At 43.5% G+C, this 26,507-nt stretch carries 18 protein-coding genes; 9 read left to right on the top strand and 9 right to left on the bottom strand.

The window, feature by feature from the left end:
* Positions 1-116: 116 nt before the first annotated feature.
* The 3 genes from HMPREF1535_RS14435 (at position 117) to HMPREF1535_RS14425 (ending at position 3,103) form a co-directional block, all read left to right on the top strand.
* The gene (locus HMPREF1535_RS14435) at positions 117-788 is read left to right on the top strand and encodes a peptidylprolyl isomerase (protein WP_046146671.1); all 672 of its coding nucleotides are present in this window, start codon (positions 117-119) and stop codon (positions 786-788) included.
* 19 nt (positions 789-807) lie between these two features.
* The gene (locus HMPREF1535_RS14430; RefSeq protein ID WP_046146670.1) at positions 808-1,566 is read left to right on the top strand and encodes a peptidylprolyl isomerase; all 759 of its coding nucleotides are present in this window, start codon (positions 808-810) and stop codon (positions 1,564-1,566) included.
* A gap of 202 nt (positions 1,567-1,768) precedes the next feature.
* Positions 1,769-3,103, top strand: coding sequence for an MATE family efflux transporter (locus HMPREF1535_RS14425; RefSeq protein WP_046146669.1), 1,335 nt, complete (start codon positions 1,769-1,771; stop codon positions 3,101-3,103).
* Between the two features lie 83 nt (positions 3,104-3,186).
* Here HMPREF1535_RS14425 and dpp5 read toward each other — a convergent pair whose 3' ends face one another.
* Positions 3,187-5,292 (bottom strand): dipeptidyl-peptidase Dpp5, encoded by a 2,106-nt coding sequence (gene dpp5, locus HMPREF1535_RS14420; protein ID WP_187386435.1) that lies wholly within the window; start codon positions 5,290-5,292, stop codon positions 3,187-3,189.
* 85 nt (positions 5,293-5,377) lie between these two features.
* Between dpp5 and HMPREF1535_RS14415 the strand changes: the two genes are divergently transcribed.
* A complete protein-coding gene (locus tag HMPREF1535_RS14415) occupies positions 5,378-5,869 on the top strand; it encodes an SPOR domain-containing protein (protein ID WP_007652658.1) in 492 nt (163 codons plus the stop codon).
* 234 nt (positions 5,870-6,103) lie between these two features.
* On the opposite strand, the gene HMPREF1535_RS14410 is transcribed toward HMPREF1535_RS14415, so the two are convergent.
* Together HMPREF1535_RS14410 and HMPREF1535_RS14405 are read right to left on the bottom strand one after the other, a co-directional pair.
* Entirely contained in the window at positions 6,104-6,982 is an 879-nt protein-coding gene (locus HMPREF1535_RS14410; protein WP_007652657.1) for a carbohydrate kinase family protein, read from the bottom strand.
* A gap of 172 nt (positions 6,983-7,154) precedes the next feature.
* Positions 7,155-9,887: a hybrid sensor histidine kinase/response regulator transcription factor gene (locus tag HMPREF1535_RS14405; RefSeq protein WP_046147553.1), complete on the bottom strand. Its 2,733-nt coding sequence runs from the start codon at positions 9,885-9,887 to the stop codon at positions 7,155-7,157.
* A gap of 101 nt (positions 9,888-9,988) precedes the next feature.
* On the opposite strand from HMPREF1535_RS14405, the gene HMPREF1535_RS14400 reads away from it, so the two are divergent.
* From HMPREF1535_RS14400 to HMPREF1535_RS14380, 5 genes are all read left to right on the top strand, one after another.
* Entirely contained in the window at positions 9,989-10,456 is a 468-nt protein-coding gene (locus HMPREF1535_RS14400; RefSeq protein WP_007652655.1) for a WbuC family cupin fold metalloprotein, read from the top strand.
* Positions 10,457-10,459: 3 nt separating this feature from the next.
* Complete coding sequence (locus HMPREF1535_RS14395) at positions 10,460-10,972, top strand: DUF4833 domain-containing protein (RefSeq protein WP_007652654.1); 513 nt, start codon at positions 10,460-10,462, stop codon at positions 10,970-10,972.
* A 140-nt stretch (positions 10,973-11,112) separates the two neighbouring features.
* Positions 11,113-12,732: an ATP-binding protein gene (locus HMPREF1535_RS14390; RefSeq protein ID WP_046146667.1), complete on the top strand. Its 1,620-nt coding sequence runs from the start codon at positions 11,113-11,115 to the stop codon at positions 12,730-12,732.
* Between the two features lie 232 nt (positions 12,733-12,964).
* A complete protein-coding gene (locus HMPREF1535_RS14385) occupies positions 12,965-13,714 on the top strand; it encodes a DNA-binding domain-containing protein (RefSeq protein WP_007652652.1) in 750 nt (249 codons plus the stop codon).
* A gap of 128 nt (positions 13,715-13,842) precedes the next feature.
* Entirely contained in the window at positions 13,843-18,081 is a 4,239-nt protein-coding gene (locus HMPREF1535_RS14380) for an InlB B-repeat-containing protein (RefSeq protein ID WP_007652650.1), read from the top strand.
* A gap of 71 nt (positions 18,082-18,152) precedes the next feature.
* Here HMPREF1535_RS14380 and HMPREF1535_RS14375 read toward each other — a convergent pair whose 3' ends face one another.
* From HMPREF1535_RS14375 to HMPREF1535_RS14350, 6 genes are all read right to left on the bottom strand, one after another.
* Positions 18,153-19,400, bottom strand: a complete 1,248-nt coding sequence (locus tag HMPREF1535_RS14375) for a DUF1015 domain-containing protein (protein WP_046146666.1) — start codon at positions 19,398-19,400, stop codon at positions 18,153-18,155.
* 168 nt (positions 19,401-19,568) lie between these two features.
* Positions 19,569-20,492 (bottom strand): NAD(P)-dependent oxidoreductase, encoded by a 924-nt coding sequence (locus HMPREF1535_RS14370; RefSeq protein WP_007652647.1) that lies wholly within the window; start codon positions 20,490-20,492, stop codon positions 19,569-19,571.
* 2 nt (positions 20,493-20,494) lie between these two features.
* Positions 20,495-21,562 carry a 3-phosphoserine/phosphohydroxythreonine transaminase gene (gene serC / locus HMPREF1535_RS14365; RefSeq protein ID WP_007652645.1) on the bottom strand — a complete coding sequence of 356 codons (1,068 nt, stop codon included), beginning with the start codon at positions 21,560-21,562 and terminating at the stop codon, positions 20,495-20,497.
* Positions 21,563-21,750: 188 nt separating this feature from the next.
* Positions 21,751-23,022 carry a replication-associated recombination protein A gene (locus HMPREF1535_RS14360; RefSeq protein WP_046146665.1) on the bottom strand — a complete coding sequence of 424 codons (1,272 nt, stop codon included), beginning with the start codon at positions 23,020-23,022 and terminating at the stop codon, positions 21,751-21,753.
* 224 nt (positions 23,023-23,246) lie between these two features.
* A complete protein-coding gene (locus HMPREF1535_RS14355; RefSeq protein WP_007652640.1) occupies positions 23,247-24,410 on the bottom strand; it encodes a site-specific integrase in 1,164 nt (387 codons plus the stop codon).
* A gap of 505 nt (positions 24,411-24,915) precedes the next feature.
* The gene (locus HMPREF1535_RS14350; protein WP_046146664.1) at positions 24,916-26,496 is read right to left on the bottom strand and encodes a RagB/SusD family nutrient uptake outer membrane protein; all 1,581 of its coding nucleotides are present in this window, start codon (positions 26,494-26,496) and stop codon (positions 24,916-24,918) included.
* Between the last annotated feature and the right edge of the window lie 11 nt (positions 26,497-26,507).

Genomic DNA, 26,507 nt, shown 5'->3' with positions numbered 1-26,507 from the left:
TGTTTAGACGTTTTACCAGTAAGGAACAAGCATTGCATGAAAAGGTTGTGTTAAAAGGTTGCGTTAACGACTAAAAGTAACTATTTTTGTTGCCTTAATAACAAAATAAAACGAAGATGAAAAAGCTGTTTGCTATAGGTTTACTCCTAATCGGATTATTGTCATCCCTTCATTTGCAAGCGCAGGAAGTTGAGACCCTTGTCCAGATCGATACCGACATGGGAAAGATCAAAGTGAAGTTATTTAACGACACGCCCCAGCACAGGGATAATTTTATCAAAAATGTGAAAGAGAAGCGCTACGACGGCCTCCTGTTCCACCGTGTCATCAAACAATTCATGGTACAAGGCGGAGACATCAACTCGAAAGATGCACCTATCGAACAGCATCTGGGGGACGGCGACCCGGGTTACACCATCCCGGCAGAGATCGTCTATCCGAAATATTTCCACAAACGCGGTATGCTCTGTGCCGCCCGTACCAGCGACGACGAGAATCCGGAACGCGCCTCATCGGGTACACAGTTCTACATCGTTACCGGAAAATTCTATACGGAAATGGAACTGGACAAGATGGAGGAAAAAGATAATAAAACCTTTACTCCCGAACAACGGGAAGCCTATATGCTTGAAGGGGGAGCTCCCCACCTGGACGGGACCTACACCGTCTTCGGCGAAGTAATAAAAGGCATGAAAGTTGTCGATAAAATCCAGTTTGTCGAAACAAATGAGGACGACAGGCCGTTAAAGAATATAAAGATCAAGACAATGACGATTGTCGATAAATAATCATTAAACGAAACGAAAAATGGAAACAAACGAAACACAGGTTCTGATGAAGACCAGCCTGGGTAACATCAAACTAAAATTATACAACGAAACACCGCAACACCGCGACAACTTTATCAAACTGGTAAAGGAAGGCACTTACAACGGCCTGCTTTTCCACCGTGTCATCAAGGATTTCATGATCCAGGGTGGCGATGTCACCTCTAAAGATGCTCCGATGAGCAAACAACTGGGTGCCGGCGACCTGGGATATACGGTCCCTGCCGAGTTCGTTTATCCGAAATATTTCCACAAAAAAGGAGCACTCTCAGCAGCCCGTACTAGCGATGAAGTGAATCCGGAAAGAGAATCTTCCGCTTCCCAGTTCTATATCGTAACCGGAAAAGTTTATTCCGACAGCGAACTGGCCCAGATGGAAAAGCAGAAAGAAGGCCGCCTGAAACAGTCTATTTTCGCCCGTCTGCAAAAAGAGAATGCTGCGAAGATCAAAGCAGCTTACCAAAGTGGTGACAAAGCCGAACTGGCCATCATCCGCGATACCCTGGTCGGAAAAACAGAACTGGAAGCTGAAAAGCGCAAAGAGGAAGCCAAGCTGACTCCGGAACAGCGCGAAGCATACAAAACAATCGGCGGTGTTCCTTTTCTGGATAACGAATATACAGTATACGGCGAAGTGGTAGAAGGACTGGACGTAGTGGACGCCATCCAGAACGTAAAGACCAACCGCCAGGACCGCCCGTTGGAAAATGTGGTTATCGAATCAGTGGAAATAATTTAATACGATCCTTTTCCGGAAAATACACAACATCTTTCCGGAGAATATCCAATGTTTTTATATTTAGAGGTAGGTCTAAATCAATTTAGAGGTACGTGTAATTCAATTTAGACCTACCTCTAAATTAAATTAGACCTACCTCTTTCTGAAAACTCATCAGATACTTACCACTCTTTTATGCTGATGAACCGACTAAAAGAATGCAATGATACAACTCTCTGCTTACAAAGAACATTATAAAGAAACAATCCGTCTGGGTGTCCCGATCATGTTGGGGCAGCTGGGCATTATTATTGTCGGTTTTGCCGACAACATCATGGTGGGACATCACAGCACAGCTGAACTGGCCGCCGCTTCTTTTGTCAATAACTTCTTTAACCTGGCTTTTATCTTCGGAATGGGTTTCTCATACGGCCTCACTCCTATTATCGGCGGTTTGCATGCCAACAAAGAATATCACAAAGCCGGAGAGACATTGAAGAACAGTCTTTTTATCAACTTCATCGTCGGGGTATTGTTAAGTACTTTGATGCTCCTGCTCCTGTTGAACATCGATATTTTAAAACAGCCGGAAGAGTTGATGCCATATATCGTTCCCTACTATATCTTACAGCTTTTCTCGGTGTTATTCGCCATGCTGTTCAATTCGTTTAAGCAGTTCAGCGACGGTACGACCGATACGGTTACTCCGATGTGGATCATGCTCGGGGCGAACGTGTTGAATATTATAGGGAACTATTTTCTTATCTATGGAAAATGCGGCGTTCCGGAGATGGGACTGACTGGGGCAGGTATCTCCACACTTGTCAGTCGTATCCTTACATTTATCGTTTTCTGCGTTTTATTTGCCCGAAGGGAAAAATATAAAGAGTTCCTGACCGGATTCAAAAACGGAGTCGTTAACCGCCTGAACCTCTCCAACCTGATACGTTTAGGCTTTCCGGTGGGATTGTTAATGGGGGTTGAAACGGGTTCATTCAGTCTGAGTGTTATTATGATGGGATGGATCGGGAGCACCGCACTGGCCGCCCATCAGGTGTTAGGCGTAATCACGACACTCGGATTCATGGTCTATTACGGGATAGCTGCCGCCGTTACAATTCGCGTAAGTGTATTCAAAGGATACAGTGACTGGCTGAATATCCGTCAGGCTTCTTTTGCCGGACTACATCTGATTATGGGAGTGGCCGTATTATTCGTATTCTTTATTATACTGTTCCATAAGAATATGGGATACTTATTTACCCCCGAACATGAGGTCGTGGCTATGGTAGCCCTCCTATCCTGGTCAGTCGTGTTGTATCAGTTCGGCGACGGATTACAAATCTTATTTGCCAATGCACTACGAGGGATAGCCGATGTGAAGTATATGGCTTACTGCGCATTTGCCTGCCATTTCGGACTGGCACTGCCAATCGGTTATGTCTGCGGATTTATCTTCGATTGGGGAGCCATCGGGATTTGGTGCGGATTCCCGATAAGCCTGACAACGTTAGGCATATTGCTTTGGAGGCGGTTCGATAAACTGACGATAAGATAGCCGGATAAGATTTATTATTCAGATATTACAAAAAAGGGGAGCCCGACTACCGGAACTCCCCTTTTGCTATATAAAAGCAATTCTTATTTCTTCACCCACCGATCGAGCCATTCAAAGAATGTGCGCTGCCAGAGCACGCCGTTCTGCGGTTTCAATACCCAATGGTTTTCATCCGGATAGATTAACAATTCAGCAGGAACACCGCGTAGCACGGCTGCATTGAAGGCTGCCATTCCCTGACCGGCAAGGATACGATAGTCTTTTTCTCCGTGAATACACAAGATTGGCGTATCCCATTTGTCTACGAATAAATGCGGAGAGTTGGCAAATGTGCGTTGTGCCACCGGATTGTTCTTTTCCCAGTAAGCGCCGCCCATATCCCAGTTGGCAAACCACATTTCTTCCGTTTCCAGATATTGCATTTCCATATTGAAGATACCGTCATGGGCAATAAATGCTTTGAAACGTTTGTCATGATGACCGGCTAACCAGTAAACGGAGAAACCGCCGAAGCTGGCTCCGACACAACCCAAACGATCGTTATCCACATACGGTTCTTTCGCCATTTCATCAATAGCCGTGAAATAGTCTTTCATACACTGACCACCGTAATCACCGCTGATCTGTTCGTTCCACTCCATGCCGAAGCCCGGAAGACCGCGACGGTTCGGAGCGACAATGATATAATCGTTAGCCGCCATAATCTGGAAGTTCCAACGATAAGACCAGAACTGGCTGACCGGACTTTGCGGACCACCTTCGCAGAACAGCAAAGTCGGATATTTCTTGTTCGGATCGAAATCAGGCGGATAGATTACCCAAGTCAACATCTGCTTACCATCGGTTGTCTTCATCCAGCGTCCTTCTACCTTACCCATGGTCAGCTGGTCGTAAATCTGCTTGTTTTCGGTAGTCAGCTGAGCTACCTTATTATTATCAGCCAGGTCGATAGAATAGATTTCATCGCCCATGCTCATAGAGTGGCGCTTAACAATCAACTTGTTTTCTCCCAGCAAGTGCACGGAATCGTAATCATAGGTACCGGAAGTAAGCTGAGTCAGTTTATTACCGTTGTCCAGTTCAATCTTATATACCTGCGATTCACCATGCCATACTCCCGTAAAGTAAAGCGTACGGGCATCGGCACTCCAACAGAAACCGTCTACATTTGAATCGAAGTCCTTGCTGACAAATGTCTTTTCACCCGTCTCCAGGTTCATAACCATCAGGCGGTTCTGATCCGATTCATACCCGTCGCGTTCCATACTCTGCCAGGCAATATATTTACCGTCAGGCGAATACTGCGGATTGGTATCGTATCCCATAATACCTTCGCTGATATTTACAGTCTGCTTGGTATTCAGGTCATATACATAAATATCCGAATTAGTGGAAAGAGCATATTCCTTACCGGTCTTCTTACGGGAAGTGTATGCAATCTTATCGGAGGTTGTATTCCAGGCCAGCTGCTCGATACCACCGAAAGGTTTCATCGGTGATTCGTACGGTTCGCCTTCCAGCACATCCATCGGACTGCCGACCTTATTTCCGTCAAAATCAGCAATAAACGGATGGGGAGCTGTCATTACCCATTCATCCCAATGCTTATACATCAAATCCGTCACAATGATACCACTGGCTTTATCCAAATCCGGATACTTGTCTTTTGTGCTCGGAACCGTCTTTACCTGCGAAATAAACAGGACCTTCTTTTCATCCGGAGAGAAAGCGAAGCCTTCGATATCGCCGTCATAATTGGATAACTGTTTCCGTCCGGTTCCGTCCGGATTCATTTCCCAAAGCTGGCTGCTTCCGCTTTCGCCGGAAAGGAAAGCAATCTTTGTGCCCCCTTTAATCCAGGTTGCTTCATTTTCAGAAAAGGAAGTGTGGGTAATCTGTTTGTTATCAGAACCATCGGCGTTCATGACGAACACTTCACGGTTGCTGCTGTTGAGAGGAACACTGTAGTAAGCTACCGTGTAAACTACTTTCTGTCCGTCGGGCGAAACATTCATGCCGCCGATACGTCCCATGGCCCAAAGCGCCTCGGGCGTCATCCGACCGTCGGCAATCTTGATTTCCGAACGTCCGATAACTGGCTTTGTGTCTTCTGCTTTTTTAGCTTCCTGATTACAAGCACCTAGTAATACGGATGTTGCCATAACCATTGTTGCAATAGATTTATTCATGTACATTATAATATATTATATTCTGTGTGCGAAATTAGTAAATATAATTTATATCTTTGCACAAGTAATTTAAGAACTGAACAGTATGAATAAGATTTGGTTATTTGGAGCCGCTATAAGTATGGTATTAGCATTCGGCTCATGTAAACCTAAACAGAGTGCTTATAAGGCTGCTTACGAACAAGCCAAAGAAAAAGAGTCTACAGCTCCTGTTGAGGTAGTAGAACAAGAAGAAGAGATTGTTGAAGAGGTTGCCCCGGTTTCCAAACCCAGAACATCTACAGCAACGACTCGCTCGGAAAGAATCAGCGCTGCACAGGGTGAAGACGCCAGCCGTCTGAAACGTTACAGTGTAGTTATCGGTAGCTTCAAGAACAAGACAAATGCTTACTCTTTGAAAGAGCGTATGCAGAATGCAGGCTACAATGCGGTATTAGGTGAAAACGAACAAGGTATGCTGCGTGTAATCGTTGCCAGCTTCGATGATAAAGCTGATGCAGCCGACAGCCGCGATGCTATCAAAGCTAAATATGCACCTGATTTCCAGGATGCTTGGTTGCTGGAAAGACAATACTAATAAGGCGTCTGCAAGTAAAACAGGCAAACATTATTATCGATACATGGAAAGGGATATCCTTCGGGATAATCCCTTTTCGTGCGTTTGGAGTTATCCCTTCAGTACAAACGTTTTTAAAAACATAAAAGGCCCGGTAATACCGGACCTTTTAACCAACCTAAATTAAAAACCTAAAACTAACCATCTTTTTGCCTTAAACAATTAACCTATACATATATAAGTATCTTCTATTTCTTATTCGTAAACCGGCCATGCTCCTTTATGGGAACAAACAAAAGCCGATATTTTTACAGCACATTCGTGGGCTTCTCTCAATGTCTGCCCTTTCAATAACGACATCACCAAGGCTGCCGAAAAAGCATCTCCTGCTCCTACCGTATCCACTACATCCACTTTTGGAGTAGCTAAGGTAGATACTTCGTCGGGGGTGTAAACCGTACTGTAATCAGCACCCGCCGTCAGAACAACCATTCGCAGGTTATAGTTCTCCATAAACCAGTTAGCCACCTCTTCTTCGGTTCCTTTCAAACCGAACAGGTTTTTCAGCTCCGACATTTCATCATCATTCATTTTCAGCACGTTCGCCAGGTACAAAGATTCTTCAATCAATACCTTATTATAATAATGTTGCCGCAGGTTAATATCAAACAACCGGTACGCCGAATCGGGAGCAAACGAAAGAATAGCCTGAATCGTTTCACGGGATTGTTGACAACGCTGTCCCAAAGCACCGAAGCAGATAGCATCCGCACGTTCTGCCAGGTCTACCGCATCAGAGGTAGGCGACATATGATCCCAGGCTACACGTTCCGTTATTGTGTAATGGGGAATACCGTCATCCTCTATATCCACATGTACCGTTCCTGTAGGATACGGTAACTTTTCTATTAAATACTGAATTTTGTACTTATCCAGTTCGCTCAATATATCCCTTCCGTTATCATCATCACCAATGGCACTGATAGCATACCCTTCGGCTCCCAAACGGGAAGCATGGTAAACAAAATTAATCGGTGCGCCGCCTGCCGTCTTACCTGTGGGAAGCAAATCCCAAAGAAGTTCGCCAATACCGACCACTACCGGTTTTTTATTTTGTTGCTTCATCTGTTCCATGATATAGTAATTCTTTGTGATACGAAATTTTTGTTCCTTATGTTTGATGATGCAAAACTAAGGAACGGAACAGAAGCAGACGATAACGGATGCTACAAAAAGGATAACATTCGTTACATAAAAGGTTTATTTTCAATAGGCTTATAGTATCGTTACATAAATGTAACGAGTGTTATCCTTTCTCCTGATATTCGGTTGGTGTAATATTATACACCGCTTTAAAGCATTTGGAGAAATAAGGAGGGGAACTGAAACCGGTTGCATAAGCAGCCTCATTGACATTACAGTCTTTCTGACGCAACAAGGCAGCGGCTTGCTTCAAACGGTAGTTACGGAGGAAATCGGTAGGCGTCACACCTGTCAGTTCTTTTACTTTCCGGTAGAGATGCACACGCGACAGGCCAAGCATTTCGCTCGCTTTTTCGATACTGAAGTTTGAATCAGGATAAGATTCCTCGATCAATGCCATGAACTTACGCATAAACAATTCGTCCATACTTTCCGCCTTATCCGTTTTCAATCCGGAAGCGGCAGGCGATTGAAGTTCCTGGGCAAATGCATTCCTCAGCCGGGCACGTTCCTCCAGCAGACGGACGATACGGAGTTTTACTTCTTCAATATTAAACGGTTTCTGGATAAACTCATCGGCTCCGCTGGCAATACCATACATCCGCTGTTTATCATCGGAAAGGGCGGTAAGCAATATAACCGGTATATGGCTGAAAACAATATCCGATTTAATCCGCTTACACAATTCATAGCCATTCATTTCGGGCATCATCACGTCACTGATTACCAGCGACACATTTTCTTTTGCCAGTATATCCACTGCTAGCAAGCCATTCTCTGCTGTCAGGATACGGAAATTCGGTTTCAGTTCTTTTTGCAGATACGCATTAATATCCGGATCGTCTTCAACAATCAGGATCGTATAATCGTAGGTACGGTTCACAATCTCATCCATTTCACGGGTATCTAGATTAGCCACGCCGCTCGACAATTCTGTTACGGAAGGGGCAAACACACAGGATTCATCAAAGTGAGATTTTCCTTTGGGCAACTCGACCAAAAAGACGGTACGTTTCCCCGGTTCACTTTCCACACGGATACTTCCTTTATGCATACCGACAAACTCATGAGTCAGATGCAGACCAATCCCCGTTCCGGTAAGATGGTCAGCGGTAAAAAACTGATCGAAAACGGAAGACAGGTTCTGCGGCTGGATTCCTTTCCCATTATCTTCTACCGAAAGGATTACATATCCCGCATGATCCTGCAAACGAATTGTGACGGTTCCTCCATCAGGTGTAAACTTGAAGGCATTCGACAGCAGATTGGCCAGTATCTTTTCCATCTTATCCGTATCCACCCACAACATTACGGAAGAGACATCATGTTGAAACGAGTATTGTATCTGTTTACTTTGCGCCATATTATCGAAATAGGAACTGATATCTTCGATAAACGTAACCAGATCTATTTCCGTCACCCGCATATCCATCTTGTTACTTTCCACCTTACGGAAGTCGAGCAGCTGGCTGACGACACGTTTCAGGCGGTCGGCATTCTTCTTTATGATATGTATGTCGTCGGCAAGTGGAGAATCGGGAGGCAATTCTTTCGATAGCCTATTCAACGGTCCGAGTATCAGTGTCAGCGGTGTTTTGATCTCATGGGATACATTTGTAAAAAACTGTAATTTGCGGGTAGTAGCCTGTTCGATCTTCCGGTTGGCAACAGCCAGTTCTTCTCGTTGCTGTTCCACCTGTATATTGGTCCGCTTCAGTTCATAGTTCTTACGCTGTACCTTGCGGAAAATATGTATTACATAAAGAGCCAGTAGGCCCACTACTCCCAGCAACAACAGGATCAAACCGACTGAATTTTGTAAAAAACGATATTCCGAAAGTATCTCTTCCAGATTATTCCGTTGTTTCTCGATCTGTTCCTGATAATCAGCCAACTGTTCAGTCTGCAAATATAATGTACTGGCATTCTCTTTGTCGATCAGGGCTGATGTCAGTGCATATTGTTTGGAGACAGGCTGCCCGTTCAGTATCTGCCAGGCAACCTTTATCGCGGTAGTTCCTCCGGTTGGATATACGAAAGAAGCTGTCAGATAGCCGTTACTTACCGCTTCGATCCCTTTACCCTTACCCGGCAAAGCATCTATGCCGATAAACTTTATCCTTTTTACCGCCAGCGAATCTATCTCCATAATAGCCTCCCGCGCAGCCAATGCCATCACATCATTATGAGCATACACGATATCAATATCATCAAAGAGACCAAGTGTTGCTATATTTTCTTTTGTTTCTTTCGCATGCCAACGCCCGTACACAGTTTTCAGAATCACATTATCATTATGGATAAGAGCATCACTAAAACCGTTATGCCTGTCGCGGGCAGAAGAAGAACCTTCGCGCCCCCACACTTCGACAATCGTTGTCTTCTTTTTCTTCAGCAATGAATTGATAAACAATCCGGCTGCACGGCCAATCTCATAATTGTCCGCACCGATAAAAGTCGTATATTCTTCCGAATAAATCTTCCGATCTATTATAATAGTAGGAATCCCCGCCCGGAAAGCCTCTACGGCTGCGGTTGTGACAGGTTCCGATTCGTTGGCAGATATAATGACCAGGTCTACCCGTTGTTTGATAAACTCACGTATCTGTTTGATCTGAGTGTCATTGTCTTCACCGGCATCTTTTATTTGCAGAGTCAGTCCGGGATACTCAGAAGCTTTTACCTGCATATCCAGCACCATCGCTTTCCGCCAGCTATCATTGATAGAACTATGGGAAACGCCCACAACAAATTTCTTTTCTCCTTCCCGTTTACAGGAAATTGTTAGAGACAAGATACATATCAACAGACAAAAGCGGTATATAATGAGTTTCATGAAGCAGCCGATTTTCAGGGTTTCGTACAAAAGTACGGATTATCGGCATAACAGACAAAATTTATTTTGTACATTCGTCCCTCAAATAATTGTTGCATAACATGAAAATAATAAATAAACAACTACTCGACGAGACCAGCGAGCGTGCCAAACAGTCACCTCGCTTACGTATGAATTACAACTTCCACGAACAACTGGACGATCCTGTAAACCGCCTGCTGAATGCCATGGAGCCGGATACTTATATCCGCCCTCACCGCCATCTGAATCCGGATAAAGACGAAATTTTCCTGCTGCTCCGTGGGAAAGCCATGCTATTTATTTTTGATAATGACGGAAATATCACAGAGAAACTTCTGCTCGACCCGCTCGCCGGATCGTATGGCGCAGAAATCAAACCCGGCATCTGGCATAGCCTGCTCGTATTGGAATCGGGAACAGTTATTTATGAAGTAAAACCGGGGCCTTTCGCGCCTTTACATCCGGAGAATATGGCTCCGTGGAGTCCGGAACCGGATGATGAAAAAGGAATCGACGAATATTTAACTTATCTTACTTCCAACTTATAAGCGATGAAAACGATTTATTTAACCCTGTTCCTTTCACTCATTACAGTGATGCATGCCTCCAATCCGGATGACAGTACCTACCCGACTGCCGAACGGCTTTTCCATATCGCCCGAAGCCTTAACAAAAATCTGGTATGTTACGATGTGAATCTGGAGAACGGCAAACTGAATACGAAAGTCCCCCTAAACATCTACTGGGTAAACCGGGAAGAACGAGTGGGAGAAACCAACGAACTAAGCTATTTTCAGCGTAAGATGGCTTACGGCTATAAACTGGTTTCGGAAGGCAACGACACCAGCGAAGTGACCCTGACCGCCTACTCCGGCAAGAAGCTGACAATCTGCAAAAGAGATTCCAGATATGTCTGCATGACAACGATCGACAACCAACCGGCCATACTCGAATCGCTCTACGTAAAAGGCAAGCCCAATAATCCGTTAGGCGTTGAATACGTGGAATTGCAGGGAACGGCAATCGAGACAGGGGCAAAGGTGACGGAGAGAGTCAGTAAATAAGAATATTCAAAACAACATGACGAACGCGACGAAGAAATGAAACATCCGGACACAGAAAACCTTCGCTGTATGTTTGGCATCAGCCGATAAAAAGGTATATTTGCGTTCGGATGGTTCCGTTTTAATAAAAGACAAGTATCATGAGTAAATTATATCCTATTGGTATTCAGAATTTTGAGAAGCTTCGCAAAGACGGTTACTTCTACGTAGATAAGACAGCGCTGCTATACCGGCTGGTAAAAACAGGCAGTTACTACTTCCTCAGTCGCCCGCGCCGCTTCGGTAAGAGTCTGATGATCTCCACCCTTCAAGCTTACTTTGAAGGGAAGAAAGAACTGTTTGAAGGTCTGGCCATCGAACAGCTTGAAAAAGATTGGGTGAAACGGCCCGTGCTACATCTCGATCTGAATATAGAGAAGTATAACACACCGGAGAGTCTAGATAAAATTCTCAACGACACATTGGTACAGTGGGAGGAACTTTATGGAACCCGCCCTTCGGAAACCTCTTTCTCCCTACGGTTTGCCGGAATTATCCGCCGTGCCTGCGAAAAAAGCGGTGAACGTGTTGCCATCCTTGTCGACGAGTACGACAAGCCGATGCTTCAGGCTATCGGCGACGTAGAACTGCAAAAGGCTTTTCGTACTACGCTGAAGCCTTTCTACGGCGTACTCAAATCCATGGACGGCTACATCAAATTCGCATTGCTGACAGGAGTTACCAAATTTGGTAAAGTAAGCGTATTCAGCGACTTGAACAACCTGAATGATATCTCGATGGACGACCTTTATGTCGAGCTCTGTGGCATCACCGAAAAGGAAATACATACCAACTTTGAGGATGAGCTTCACGAACTGGCCGATGCGCAGAAGATGTCTTACGAGGATGTCTGCCGCGAGTTGAAAGCATGCTATGACGGCTACCACTTCGTGGAAAACTCAATCGGTATCTACAACCCTTTCAGTCTGTTAAATACCTTCCTGAAGATGAAGTTCGGCAGCTACTGGTTCGAGACGGGAACCCCCTCCTACCTGGTAGAACTACTCAAACGCCATAATTACGATCTATACCGTATGGCACACGAGGAAACAAATGCAGACATACTGAACAGCATCGACTCGGAGTCGACCAACCCTATCCCCGTGATCTATCAGAGCGGATACCTTACCATCAAGGGGTACGACCCTCGTTTTGGAATGTATCGCCTGGGCTTTCCCAACCGGGAAGTGGAAGAGGGATTTCTCAAGTATTTGATGCCCTTCTATGCAAATGCTGATAAAGTAGACTCGCCCTTCCAGATACAAAAGTTTGTAAACGAAGTGGAAACAGGCCAAGTCGACGCCTTCTTCCGCCGTCTTTCCTCTCTGATGGCCGATACGCCTTATGAGTTGGTGCGCGATCTGGAGCTTCATTATCAGAACATACTCTTTATCGTCTTTAAGCTGGTGGGCTTCTACGTCAAAGCGGAATATCATACCAGTGAAGGCCGCGTAGACCTGGTGTTGCAAACGGATAAATACACCTATGTGATGGAGTTTAAGTTCGACAGCACGGCCGAAGAAGCTCTTCGACAGATCAATGAGAAACATTACGCACGCCCCTTTGAAGCCGATACGACACGTACGCTCTATAAAATAGGCATCAACTTCAGCTCTAAGACCCGTAATATCGAGAAATGGCTGGTGGAAACAGTCGATCCGGCAGTTAACGGCAATCGAGACAGGGGCAAAGGTGACGGAGAGAGTGAAGAAATAAGATAAAAAGAATATTCACATTATTTAAGGGGGAGTATGACTACGATAGATCAGTTCTTGTAGAACTAGGTTAATAATGTTGACAAAGATAATGATAATAACCGAATTTACATGGGGTAAAATGTAATTTAATAAAAAACCTAAAACAATACTATAATCAGTCCTATATTACTTTTTACTTAATTTTCAAAGCCTAGAATTGCCATAGTTCTACAAGAACTAATATCAATTCAAGCCTATGCAAAACGTATTAAAAGGCTGGCTCATCGACAATACGGTGACCACAGATGATCTGAATGACAAGATCTTACAACTTGAATCGGCAGGTAAAGCAGACTTTGACGACATCATCGACGAGATGTTGAAGGAAGACACCGGACTGCGTATCGAAACACTTCGACACTCTGTTTCACTCTACAACCGCGTTGTCGCCCGCCTTATCCTAAGCGGATACAGCGTGAACACCGGACTCTTCCGTGCCGTAGCAAAATTCCTCGGCATCGTGGAAGGCGGGGTATGGAATAAGGAGAAAAACTCTATTTATGTCTCTGTCACACAAGACAAAGGACTGCGCGAAGAAATTGCTCAAACGTCAGTCAGCATCTTGGGTACGAAATCAAACGTGATGTACATTCTTGAAACGGAGGACCGCAAGACCGGACTCAAAGACGGTACGGCTACATCCGGACGTAACCTGATCGTGCGCGGTGCCATGCTAAAGGTAGTTGGTAGCGATGCAGCAGTAGGCGTATCGCTGACCAACAGCGAAGGAGTCGTTACAAAGCTCGATGACGACATGATTGCTTCCAACAAACCGTCGGAACTGATGCTTCTGATCCCACCCGGACTTGCCGATGGCGAATATACGCTAACAGTAACTACACAATATTCTACAGGCACCACTTTAAAAGCTCCCCGCAGTACCACCATTCCCCTTTGGATAGGCGGTAAATCGGACGGTGGTGGCGATCGTCCTGAGATAGAATAACAAGAACAGCCAAAGGATCGATACCCTATTCCGATCGGGATGGAGTGTCGATCGCGACCAGGATAAGGTGTCGATCACGGGCGGAATGGCCTGGCGATCGGATAACAATAACAACACTAATCATTAATATGAATATAAAAGAATTTTTACAAAAAGGCATGGCATCCAGATTACAAAGTCTCTTGGTTGCTTTTTTTATGATGGTCACTGTGCAAGGAATGGCACAGAAAAACAATTCGTCGGGTGGTTCGTCTGCCGAAAGCAGAGTCGATTTGACAGTATCTAAACCAGTATTACCGGTAAAAAAGCGAACTAAAGTCCCGCTTGAATCTTCCGGGCAAAAGATTCTGACCCGTAGCGAAGGGGGTAATATCCTGAAAATAACTTCAAAAGGAGTCAATACAGAATATGCCGATTGGCAGAAGGCTATGAAGGCATTGAAAAGTGGAGACGAAATAACGTTATTGTCAAAAGTAACACTCTATGAAGCCTCCGGAGATAAGATGCCGGATAAATCTTGTACAATAAATGGAGATGGTAAGACTTTGGAGTTTAATACAGACAATTTTGCAGGTAGCTGTAGTTTACAGGAAGATGTTACATTTAAGAATATACACTTGGAGGCCGGGGACATCACTGCCAACGGGAAAAAGGTTGTGTTCGATAGCGGCGTAACCGTGAAAGATGATTGCGATGTATATGGAGGCGGAGGACTTGGAGTCGATGTTGAAACTACCTCCATAACCATCAAAGACGGAGCAACCTTAGATTGGGTATATGGAGGTGGCTACGCTGGAAAAGTGACAGGCAATACGAATATCGTTGTTGAAGGAGGAACTGTAACTGCTATTTTAGGAGGGGGATATAATACCGAAGCCATAGTCGAGGGCAACGCGAATATAACAATCAATAATACAACTTTTATTTCTACCATTTACGGGGGAGGCAATAATGCTCCGGTAAAAGGAACTGCTAATATAAAAGTCGAAAACGGTAATGTAAATTATATAATAGGTGGTGGTCATAATACATCCGCAATATGTAAAAACACGAATCTTGAGATAATAGGCGGAACCTTCGGAAAAAATGATGAATATAGGTATAACGTGATGGGCGGAGGTTATTCAGCTCCCGTAGAAGAAAAAGCTACAGTTACGATAAGTGGCGGAACGTTCAATTGCTTTGTAACCGGTGGAGGCGGTTTTGATAACGAAACCACTGCCACCTGCGGTAGTACGGAACTGAACATAACCGGCGGAACATTTAACAAGTGGACGTATGGTGGCGGTTGGGAATCGCCGGTGTTGAGAACAGCTACGGTGAAGGTGAGCGGAACTCCAAGTCTAGCTACTTTGTGCGGGGGAGGTGCACGGTCTACAGCTTCCTGCCAAAATACGGATGTACAGGTAAGTTCGAATATTGGTGGTTGGTTATTCGCTGGTGGTGAAACAGGATCTGTCAATGGTACAGCCAAACTTACAGTAACAAGCGGAAGTATAACAAAAAATATTTATGGAGGAGGTGCATCGGCGTCCTGTAACAAAACAGAAGTGACACTTTCAGGAGGAGAAGTCTCAGGCAGTGTTTTTGGCGGAGGTGAAAGTGGCGATGTTATCGAAGAATCTCATCTTACAATCTCCGGAACACCCACTATATCCGGAGATGTTTTTGGAGGAAGTCGAAATTCGGGAACAACCGTAGGAAGTACCCGTGTCGAAATAAGTGGTGGTACTTTTAATTATATCAATGGTGGAGGCTATGAAGGCGATGTAACCGGAGAATGTTATCTTGCAATATCCGGAACGCCTACTATATCCGGAAATGTTTTCGGAGGAAGCAACCAACCGGGAACAACCGTAGGCAGTACTCGTGTTGAAATATCTGGCGGTACATTTCAAAATAATATCTTCGGCGGAGGCTGGGGATGTGATGTGCAGGAAGATACCCATGTTTCTGTGACAAATGGGGTAATTTCATATAATGTTTTAGGCGGAGGCTCGCAAGGGCAAGTATTTGGCAGCACGAATGTCGTATTTGACGGCGGAACTATAACATCCGGCAATATTTTCGGCGGAGGCTGGGGTGATGAGGATTTGAATGACGGATATAGTCCTGACAAAGGTCGTGTAGGCAGTGCTAATGTGACAATTAATGGCAATACGGATAAAGTTGTATATGGTAATGGTTTCTGCTCAAGCGTCACCAATAATATTAACATTACCGTTAATAGTGGCAATAACATCAGTGTGTATGGGCTTTACTCTGACTCAAATTATGCTTTGCAAGCAGGCGGAGATGTAAACATCAAGCTGAACGGAGGAGAAATCTGTATGGCAGGTTTGGTTGTAAATAATCTTATGGCAGAAAACACGATAGGAGGTAAAGCATGCATAACGGTATCGCCCAGTATTGATGCCACTAATTTGTCGGAGATCAGTTCAGGAAATCCCAAAACAGGTGTATTAAAAGATGCCACTTTCGTTTTCAAGGATTGCGGAACCGCGGATAATCCGTTCGTAATGCCCTATGACTTGCAAGGCTTTACTACTATCGAACTTAACAACTCGTATGTGAAAAGCCAAATTAATACAAGTCCCAAACACAATACCGCTATCTGTCTGGATATAAACAAACCGAATACTTTGTTAAGTGACGGTTGGAGCCAGCCGGTTAAAATAGCCCCTTTCTCTGATAAGGCTATCACGACACTAGAAGACATGACGACACTGTTTGTAATAAAGGATGCGGCTGAGTTACCCGACGGGGAGGTGTTCGAAGTCGATCCCAGTTCTCTGAGTAGTTACGGTTTCTTTCGGGTAGGTGATACATATCGGGTGATGTCGGGCGTTGCCGGAAATGATTTCTTACGTAGTGTTACTGTTGATCCTGCTATTTCCGGCGGTTCCTTATCTGTCAGTTGGAAGGATACGAAGTTGTTTAGCGGCGATAAAGTACCGTTCCGTGATACGAACAATACGTCGATCGATAGCGAATTAACCATTGAAGTCGAGTCTTCAGAAGGCTATCTTCTGAAGGAGGGAACGCTGAAAGTCTATAAGACCGGTGACGAAAGCACGTTAGTGGCAGTAAACGATAATAAGTTTATTTTACCGGACTATGATGTAACGGTTACGGCAGAGTTCGCAAAGATTTCTCACCAAATAACTATTTTGCCTGTTGATAATGGAAGCATTACGGCTTCTCCAGGTACGGATGTTGCAGAAGGTGTCGAGGTGGCTTTGACCGTCTCTCCTGCCGATGGTTACCGCCTGAAAAGTGGTTCATTGAAAGTCTATAAGACAGGAGACGAAGGTACAACTATCGCTCTGTCCGGAACCTCATTCAATATGCCGACTTATGGCGTAACGGTTACAGCAGAGTTTGAGCAGATCCCTTATCAGATAACAATTTCTTCTATGGAGAATGGAAACATTACAGCTTCTCCGAGTGTGGATATAACCGAAGGAGTCGAGGTGGCTCTGACCGTCTCTCCTGCCGATGGTTACCGCCTGAAAAGCGGTTCACTGAAAGTTTATAAGACCGGTGATGAAAATACAACTGTAGCCTTGTCCGGAACCTCATTCAATATGCCAGCTTATGGCGTAACGGTTACAGCAGAGTTTGAGCAGATCCCTTATCAGATAACAATTTCTTCTATGGAGAATGGAAACATTACGGCTTCTCCGGGGACGGAGGTTGCAGAAGGTGTCGAGGTGGCTCTGACCGTCTCTCCTGCCGATGGTTATCGCCTGAAAAGCGGTTCTTTGCAAGTATATAAAACAGGGGATGCAAATACAACTGTTGCCTTGTCCGGTAATTCTTTTCGTATGCCGGCCTACGACGTGACCGTCATGGCTGAGTTTGAAGGAATACCGGCTCCACCTCCCCCTGTTTATTATACAGTTACTCTTCCGTCCGTAGAGGGAGCCACGACCGATCCGGCTCCGGGTGACTATGAGGTTGAATCATGGGATAATTTCCGTTTCTACCTGACATTGGATGAAGATTATAACCAATCCGAACCAATCGTCACGACCGATCGGGGAGAAACAATTACACCACGGAGCAGTGACGGAGCCTATATCGTGAAGTATATCCGTAACGATGTCGAAATCTTCATCGACGGTATAGTGAAAAATCCCGATCCGGTTGCCAACGAGACAGTCGATACCGGCGGTATCAAAATTTATGCCGCCAACGGCTATCTACACATACAGGCTCCTCAGCCGGAACAGGTTCACATCTTTGCCCCCAACGGACGCCTGCTGAAAGCTTTCCGGACTTCCGGCAATGAAGAACAGATAGCATTACCGAAGGGTATTTACCTGATACGGGTAACGAATCAGTGTGTGAAAGTTGTTTTATAATAAAAGAAAAATCTATAAAAAAGCCCCAGTGCAAAAGTTCCGGGGCTTTTCTATTAATAAATAGATCGTTCTCATACCAATTTATGGATAACCAGTCCTGACCGCAATTTAGGTTCAAACCAGGTTGTCTTAGGAGGCATGATATTTCCGGTATCGGCTATATCCATCAACTGTTTCATTGTTACAGGATATAGAGCTAATGCCACTTTCATTTCGCCACTGTCTACACGGCGTTTCAATTCTCCCAATCCACGGATACCTCCGACGAAGTCTATACGTTTGTCTGAACGCAGGTCTTTAATACCCAAAACTTCGTCCAAGATCAGGTTGGAAGAGATCGTCACATCTAGTACACCGATAGGGTCATTATCGTTGTACGTACCAGGTTTAGCTGTCAATGAATACCACTTACCATTCAGGTAGAGGGAAAAGTTATGCAGTCCCGTTGGTTTATATATATCCGTACCTTTTTCTTCTACAGTAAAGTTCGTTGCCACTTTGGAGAGGAACTCTTCCTCCGTCAGTCCGTTCAGGTCTTTTACAACACGGTTATAGTCGATAATCGTCAACTGATTAGCCGGGAAGCAGACAGCCATAAAAAAGTTATATTCTTCATCCCCGCGATGGTTCGGGTTTTGTTTAGCCTTCTCCGCTCCTACCAAAGCTGCCGCTGCCGAACGGTGGTGACCGTCTGCTATATATAATGAAGGCATTTCTTCGAATAGTTCGGTGATGCGGGCAATATCTTTCTCTTCATCGATAATCCAGAAAGTATGACCGAAACCGTCCAATTCAGCCACGAAGTCATATTCCGGTGCATTAGCCGTATATTTCTTTACGATAGCATCCAGTTCGGCATTGTCAGGATAAGCAAAAAATACCGGTTCGATATTGGCATTGTTCACACGAACATGCTTCATACGATCCTCTTCCTTATCACGGCGTGTCAACTCGTGCTTCTTGATGTTGCCTTTCAGATAATCATCCACATAAGCGCATACGACCAGGCCGTATTGTGTATGTCCATTCATAGTTTGTGCATACACATAATATTGTTCTTTCTGATCCTGAACCAACCAACCTTTATCCTGGAACATCTGAAAGTTCTCGGCAGCCTTTTCGTAAACGGCCGGATCATGTTCGTCTGTTCCCACCGGGAAATCTATTTCCGGCTTGATGATATGGTATAAAGACTTTTCGTTGCCTTTCGCTTCTTCACGTGCTTCTTCAGAGTTCAACACATCATAAGGACGTGATGCGACATCTTTTATTAAATCTTTAGGGGGACGTATACCTTTGAATGGTTTTATTTTTGCCATGGTAGTAAATCTATTTGGTTATTATACATTCATATAGTAGTGAATGACACACCCCCTACCCCCTCTCAAGAGGGGAATTAGTTACTCTTTGTTTATACAATCTGGTGGTAACCATTCCCCTCTCGAGAGGGGGCAGGGGGTGTGTTATACTCCTATCTTATAAGAAACTTATTTATTAACTCTAAACTTCTCGTTACCGTTCTGCAGGAAGTCAACAATCTGTTTGGCAGCTGCGATACCTGCATTGATATTCGCTTCAGCAGTCTGGGCACCCATCTTTTTCGGTGTACCGAAATAGCGGTCCGGATATTTGGCAGCCAGATCTGCATCGATAGCCGGCTTGATATCCGTGATATATTTAAAGTCAGGACGTTCTTCCAGCATCTTTGCCAGACCGGCTTCGTCGATCACCTCCTTACGGGCCGTGTTTACTACGATAGCGCCTTTAGGCATAGAGTTCATCAATTCAAAATTGATAGAACCTTTTGTTTCGGCTGTAGCCGGAATATGAAGAGATACGATCTGGCAAGCCTTGAACAGGTCGGCAGTGGAAGCAACCGCTTTTACACCATCCTTTTCAATCACTTCTGCCGGACAGAATGCATCATAAGCATATACATCCATACCGAAACCTTTTGCAATACGGGCTACATTACGTCCCACATTACCATAAGCCAGGATACCCAGCTTCTTGCCCATCAATTCTGTTCCGGAAGTTCCGTTATAGAAGTTTCTGACAGCATATACCAACATACCGAAAACAAGTTCGGCAACCGCATTGGAATTCTGTCCCGGCGTATTCATTACACACACATTGTGGGCAGTGGCAGCAGCCAGATCCACATTGTCATAACCGGCACCGGCACGAACCACAATCTTTAATTCCTTGGCAGCATCCAACACCGGAGCATCAATGATATCACTACGGATAATCACCGCATTGGCATCTTTCACAGCATCCAGCAATTGAGCTTTGTCCGTATATTTTTCCAGAAGAGCCAGTTCGTAACCTGCACCTTCAACAACTTCACGGATACCTTTCACTGCTATCGCAGCGAAAGGTTTATCGGTAGCAACTAATACTTTTGTCATAATCAATGCTGTTTTTCAAATTCTTTCATTGTAGCAACCAACGCTTCCACACTGCTCTTCGGCATTGCATTATAAAGAGATGCACGGAATCCGCCTACTGAACGGTGACCTTTGATACCTACCATACCGGCAGCAGAAGCAAATTTATTGAATTCGTCTTCCAACTCCTTATATTCATCGTTCATTACAAAGCAAACGTTCATGATAGAACGGTCTTCTACGGCGGCAGTACCTTTGAACAATTTGTTACGGTCGATTTCATCATACAGGATAGCTGCTTTTTCAAGATTCATCTTTTCAATAACAGCAACACCACCTAACTCCTTATACCATTTCAATGTCTGCAAAGCGGCAAAGATCGGGAACACAGGAGGCGTGTTGAACATAGAGTCCTTCTTGATATGTGTATTGTAATTCAACATTGTAGGAATAGCACGGTCTACATGTCCTAAAGCATCTGTACGGACAATAGCCAATGTTACACCAGCAGGAGCCAGATTTTTCTGTGCACCGGCATAAATTACATCATATTTAGAGATATCGATCGGACGGGAGAAAATATCAGAAGACATATCGGATACCAAACGTACATTCAGATCGGGATCATAACGCATTTCCGTACCATAGATCGTATTATTAGATGTAAAATGGAAATAGTCTGAATCTTCTGCGACTGCATAACCTTTCGGAATATAAGTATAATTAGCCTCTTTTGAAGATGCTACAACATCAACTTCTCCGAATAATTTAGCTTCTTTGATCGCATTAGAGGCCCATGTCCCCGTATCCAGATAAGAAGCTTTTTTGTTCAACAAGTTGAAAGGAACCATACAAAACTGCATGCTGGCACCACCACCCAGAAATACAACCTCGTAACCAGCCGGCACATCCAGTAACTCTTTGATCAAAGCTCTGGCCTCGTCGTTTACTGCAACAAATTCTTTACCTCTATGAGATACTTCAAGAATTGATAACCCTGTACCTGCGAAATTTTCAACAGCTGCTGCTGCATTCTTAATCGTGTATTCGCTCAGAATAGAAGGTCCTGCAGAAAAATTGTGCTTCTTCATATCAATTTCTTTTTAATGTTATATATTATTTAAGTAACGTGTTTTTCGAAAACAGGCGGCTAATGTACGAATTTAATTGAAATTTGAAAACTGAATAGTGAAAATTATTAGCAAAAAGCCACTTTTTCCACCCATCCGACAACTTTATTCCAGTTAATCATCAATTTTCAATTATTAATTGTCAATAATCAAAACCGGTCTCCCCATAATTTCCTCATATGTTCGACCAGTTTTTGCTCAGCCGGATTATTTTGCCCTTTCCAAAAGTGCTGATCCTGTACTTCCTTAGGCAAATAGACCTGTTCAACAAAGTTGTTTTTATAATCATGTGCGTACTTATATTCTTTCCCATAGTCCAACTCCTTCATCAAAGTCGTCGGAGCATTCCGCAAATGAAGCGGAACCGGGAGGTTTCCCGTACGTTCAACCAATGCCAATGCATCATTTATGGCCATATAAGCCGAATTACTTTTAGGGCTGCAAGCCAGATAAACCGTAGTTTCCGCCAATATAATCCGTCCTTCCGGCCAACCGATCTTCTTCAGGGCATCAAAACAGGCATTCGCCAGCAATAACGCATTCGGATTAGCCAATCCTACATCTTCCGAAGCAGAGATAACCAACCGGCGGGCAATAAACTCAGGGTCCTCCCCTCCTGCCACCATACGGGCCAGCCAGTAAATAGCTCCATCGGGATCGCTTCCCCTGATCGATTTGATAAAAGCTGAAATAATATCATAATGCATCTCTCCGCCTTTATCATAAGCTGCCGGATTTTCCTGCAACCGGTCAACGACTTTTTGATCCGTTATCTCGATCTTATCCGTTTCTTCTGCCGAAATAACCAGTTCCAATATGTTGAGTAGCTTCCGGGCATCTCCGCCGGAATAACGCAGCATGGCATCTGTCTCTTTCAGGACAATATCTTTATCCTTCAGTACGACGTCCTCTTTGATCGCCTTATTTAATAATGTAAGCAAATCATTTTTATCCAATGATTTCAGTACATATACCTGACACCTGGACAAGAGCGGACGGATCACTTCGAAAGAAGGGTTTTCCGTTGTAGCTCCAATCAACGTCACCACACCCGTTTCCACTGCATTCAGCAAGGAATCTTGCTGGGATTTGCTGAAACGATGTATTTCATCAATAAACAAAATAGGAGATACCGTATTGAAAAAGCGATTACTTTTTGCCTTTTCAATCACATCACGCACATCCTTCACTCCCGAACTGATAGCGCTCAATGTATAAAAAGGTGCCTCCAGTTTATTGGAAATGATCTGTGCCAGTGTAGTCTTACCCACACCCGGCGGTCCCCACAGAATAAAAGAAGGGACACGACCTGCATCTATCATTTTCCTTAACACGGCTCCTTGCCCTACAAGGTGTTTTTGTCCGATATAATCATCCAACGTTTTCGGACGTAATCTCTCTGCTAAAGGTTGATTCATCATGCAGACAAAAGTCGGATATTTTATTTACTTTTCAAAGTATAACCAGCTGAAAAATTCACTTACAAATAAATGTTTGAGAACAGAATTTTACAACAAAAGGAAAGCCACAGGGAGTCAAAACCAGAGCGACGCCCCATGCAGGCTAACATTTTGTCAATAAAACATTAGAGAACCCAGAAAATTCCCCATAATATCCCCACGTTCCCTAATGCCATTATCCTATATCATTTAATACTTGACAAACTCGAAAGATCACGTACTACTGTCATATCCATAATATTACTGTATATCTCCGTCGTACGTACACTTTTATGCCCTAAAAGTTTCTGCACTGTTGTTATATTCGCGCCATTATATAATAATAATGTAGCATTCGTATGACGGGCAGTATGGAAAGAAACTTTTTTGTCTATATTCGCCATCTTACAAATTCGACGGAGCTGCTTGTTCACATTCGAATTTGAAGAAGCCGGCATATCGAACAAGGTCCATGGATTATTCTTATAACGTTCATAAATCGGAAGAGATTTTCCGTCAAACAATAAGAATAAGGGCAAACGAACATTAACATCCGTTTTGATGGATGAATAGATCAACCAAACCTTATCATCAATAATGAGGAAGTTCTCTCTCGTAATACTGACTATATCCGAAAAACGAAGTCCGGTATAGCAACTGAACAAGAACATATCTAATGTTCGTTGCAGCGTACGGCGTCCTCTCAGGTTAAGGCTTTCCAGCTGTTCCAATTCTTCCGGTGTAAGATGAGTTCTTTTGCTTTCCATATACTTGATCTTGTACTTACGGAAAGGATAGCGGTGCAAATCAAACAGATCTTTATTGATCGCCAGATTGATGTAACGCTTCAAATGCTTCATATGTTTGGCAATCGTATTCCGGTGATATTTATTCACCAACATATAATGCTCAAGATCGCAAAGGAAATTAAAACTCAGATCATTAAAACTCACATCTGTTTTAAATGAGGAAAGAACCTGCAATGTCGAAAAATGATTCTTCAACGTTGACGGTTTCAGATTACTTTGAGTAATCTCATTTTTCATAAACAGAGAAAAAGAAGTCTGACCTGCTTCAGGTTTCTCTTTCAGATCATTCAACGAAAATTCCTTACCGGTATGTACAATTTCCAGTTCCAGCTGTTCTAATTCTGCAATAAAATTAGCCAGATACTGATTTAAAGAGTCCATATTAGGATGGTTCTTCACTGCTTTTCTCTTTGCATCCCACTGAAAAGGCTTGACATAGACCTTTGTCGAAAAATACTTTTTCTGCTTATTCAAGTACGCTTCTACCTGAACCAAAGCTTTACCTTCTGAGTTTAACTGCTTTTTGCGGTTAAATACCAAGTTATAAATTACTTTTTCCATGATATATATTTATTTTCTGAATGAAACACGAAGGAACAATAATTAGTTCTTTCTTATGTCTAAGACAAATTAAAAATTTGTTATTACTTATTTACCGGAGTTCCAAAGAGACAAAATCCCCACCTAGACTTGCCTTAAAAAACAATTGATCCGAATAACTCATTTCTACTATGAGTCTGCAAAGATAAAAGAGACTTACTAATCATAAAAAACAAAAAACAAGAAGAAGCTTTCCGAAATGGATACAAAAAAGACTTTTTTACTAACTTGGTGCTAAAAACAAAACAAGAGGCTGTTTATTTTTTATTGTCTGAAAGAAAAATTGTTGAGATGTGACTTTTATAGATTATTCATAAGATAAATAGTATTAGAATATTATACCTGCTAATGTATAAATTAAAGAAAGAGCAGGTTTATCTACCATAAAAAAGATGTTGTAAAAGCTCTATCGGCATAGCCATTCAAAGCTTTTACAACATCTTCTATTAATTATACCAAAACTACCTTATACAGTAGGTTGAGATGCTGCAGGGTTATTATCTTTATCCGTAATGCCCTTATTGGTTTCCATTTCGCACTGTGGAATACGATAAATCAAAATCTGAGATTCCGGTTCTATATTATATTGAACAATAGCTGCATAATTCGTATTCTTACGTACGACAGGTTTCTTCAGACGTAAAATATCGAACAATGAAAAACCTTCACCCCAAAGTTCCATACGACGTTGCAACCAAATTTCATCCTGCAACTCCTGGGCAGAAGAAGCCGTGCAACTATATGACGGATTACGATATGTTTTTACGAAATCTTCTAATGTACGTTTTGCAGCAAATACGTTTCCGGACATCGCTTCACCTTCCGCTTTGATATAATACATTTCTTCCACACGCATCAATGGCCAGTCCTGAGAGTTGGTCGTATTACCCATTACATCTTGATAGGCCCCGAATTTTACATTCGTATAAGGCGTCAGGCCGAAATAATCGATAACCGGTTCTCCTCCGACAGAAGCATTGTCTACCAATGTAGAAGTTGTATCCGGAGAAATAAACCACTGTTTACGGATGTCAGTGTCAGGAATCTGATCGTATAAAGCAGAACTTACGTAACGCCATGCACCGGTCAAAGTTGTGTATCCGTTACCGGTCAATGAACATAAGTGTGACGGCCAGTTGATGATACCGGTTGTTACCACATCATTATCCGGAGTAATCATAACCCCCCATAACCAGGAATCAGCAGCTGCCGAATTAAATGCAGGCTTTGAAACATCCGCCAAAGAGTACGGTGTTCCACCAGACAAGGCCTTTTCTGCATCTTTAGCAGCATCGGCCCATTTCTGCATTAATAAGTTTGCACGAGCCCGCAAACCATAAGCAACAGCCTCGTCTATCTTGTCTTTATTCGTACCGTTATCATTACCAGCCAATAATTCAACAGCTTGATTCAAATCAGACATGATCAATTCATAAACCTGAGCAACTGTGGCACGCGGATTCGTCTGCATTTCTTCCTCTGTCATTCCTTCTGTAATGATCGGAACACAAAGTTCATTTTCATGTCCGGCATACGTAAACTGATAAGTCTGTGCCAAATTCAGATAATCGAAAGCACGGGCAGCCAAGGCCTGTCCACGATAAACCAACATGGTCGGATCTTCAGTCCCCTCCGTCAATGCAATAACATCGTTTGCTGCTTTCAGGTGGTTATAATATGTCTTCCAAATCAATTCATCTGCAGAACTGTCATAAAGACGATCTGAATAATTTTGAGCTGAGTTAAACCAGTTATAGCCGGAAGTCGTACAAGGCATATCCTGGCTACTCTGTTCATAAAATTGGTAAACAGCTGCTACACCATAATCATTATGATATGTATTTGCATCATCAGAAATAGTTCCGAACACATTCAACTGAGCAGACATTGCGTTCACACCAGCTATAACCATATTCGGACGCTGTTCGATAACATCTTCGTTTTGTTCGCCCCCTATATATTGACCTTCCGGCAATTTATCCAAATCACAAGAAACCAGCATACAAGCAACACTTGCGAACATTAAATATTTATTTGTCATATTCATATTCTCTAAAT

Origin of the sequence: Parabacteroides goldsteinii DSM 19448 = WAL 12034, assembly GCF_000969835.1 — a bacterium.
Lineage (GTDB): Bacteria > Bacteroidota > Bacteroidia > Bacteroidales > Tannerellaceae > Parabacteroides > Parabacteroides goldsteinii.
This window is presented reverse-complemented; position numbering and strand designations above follow the sequence as displayed.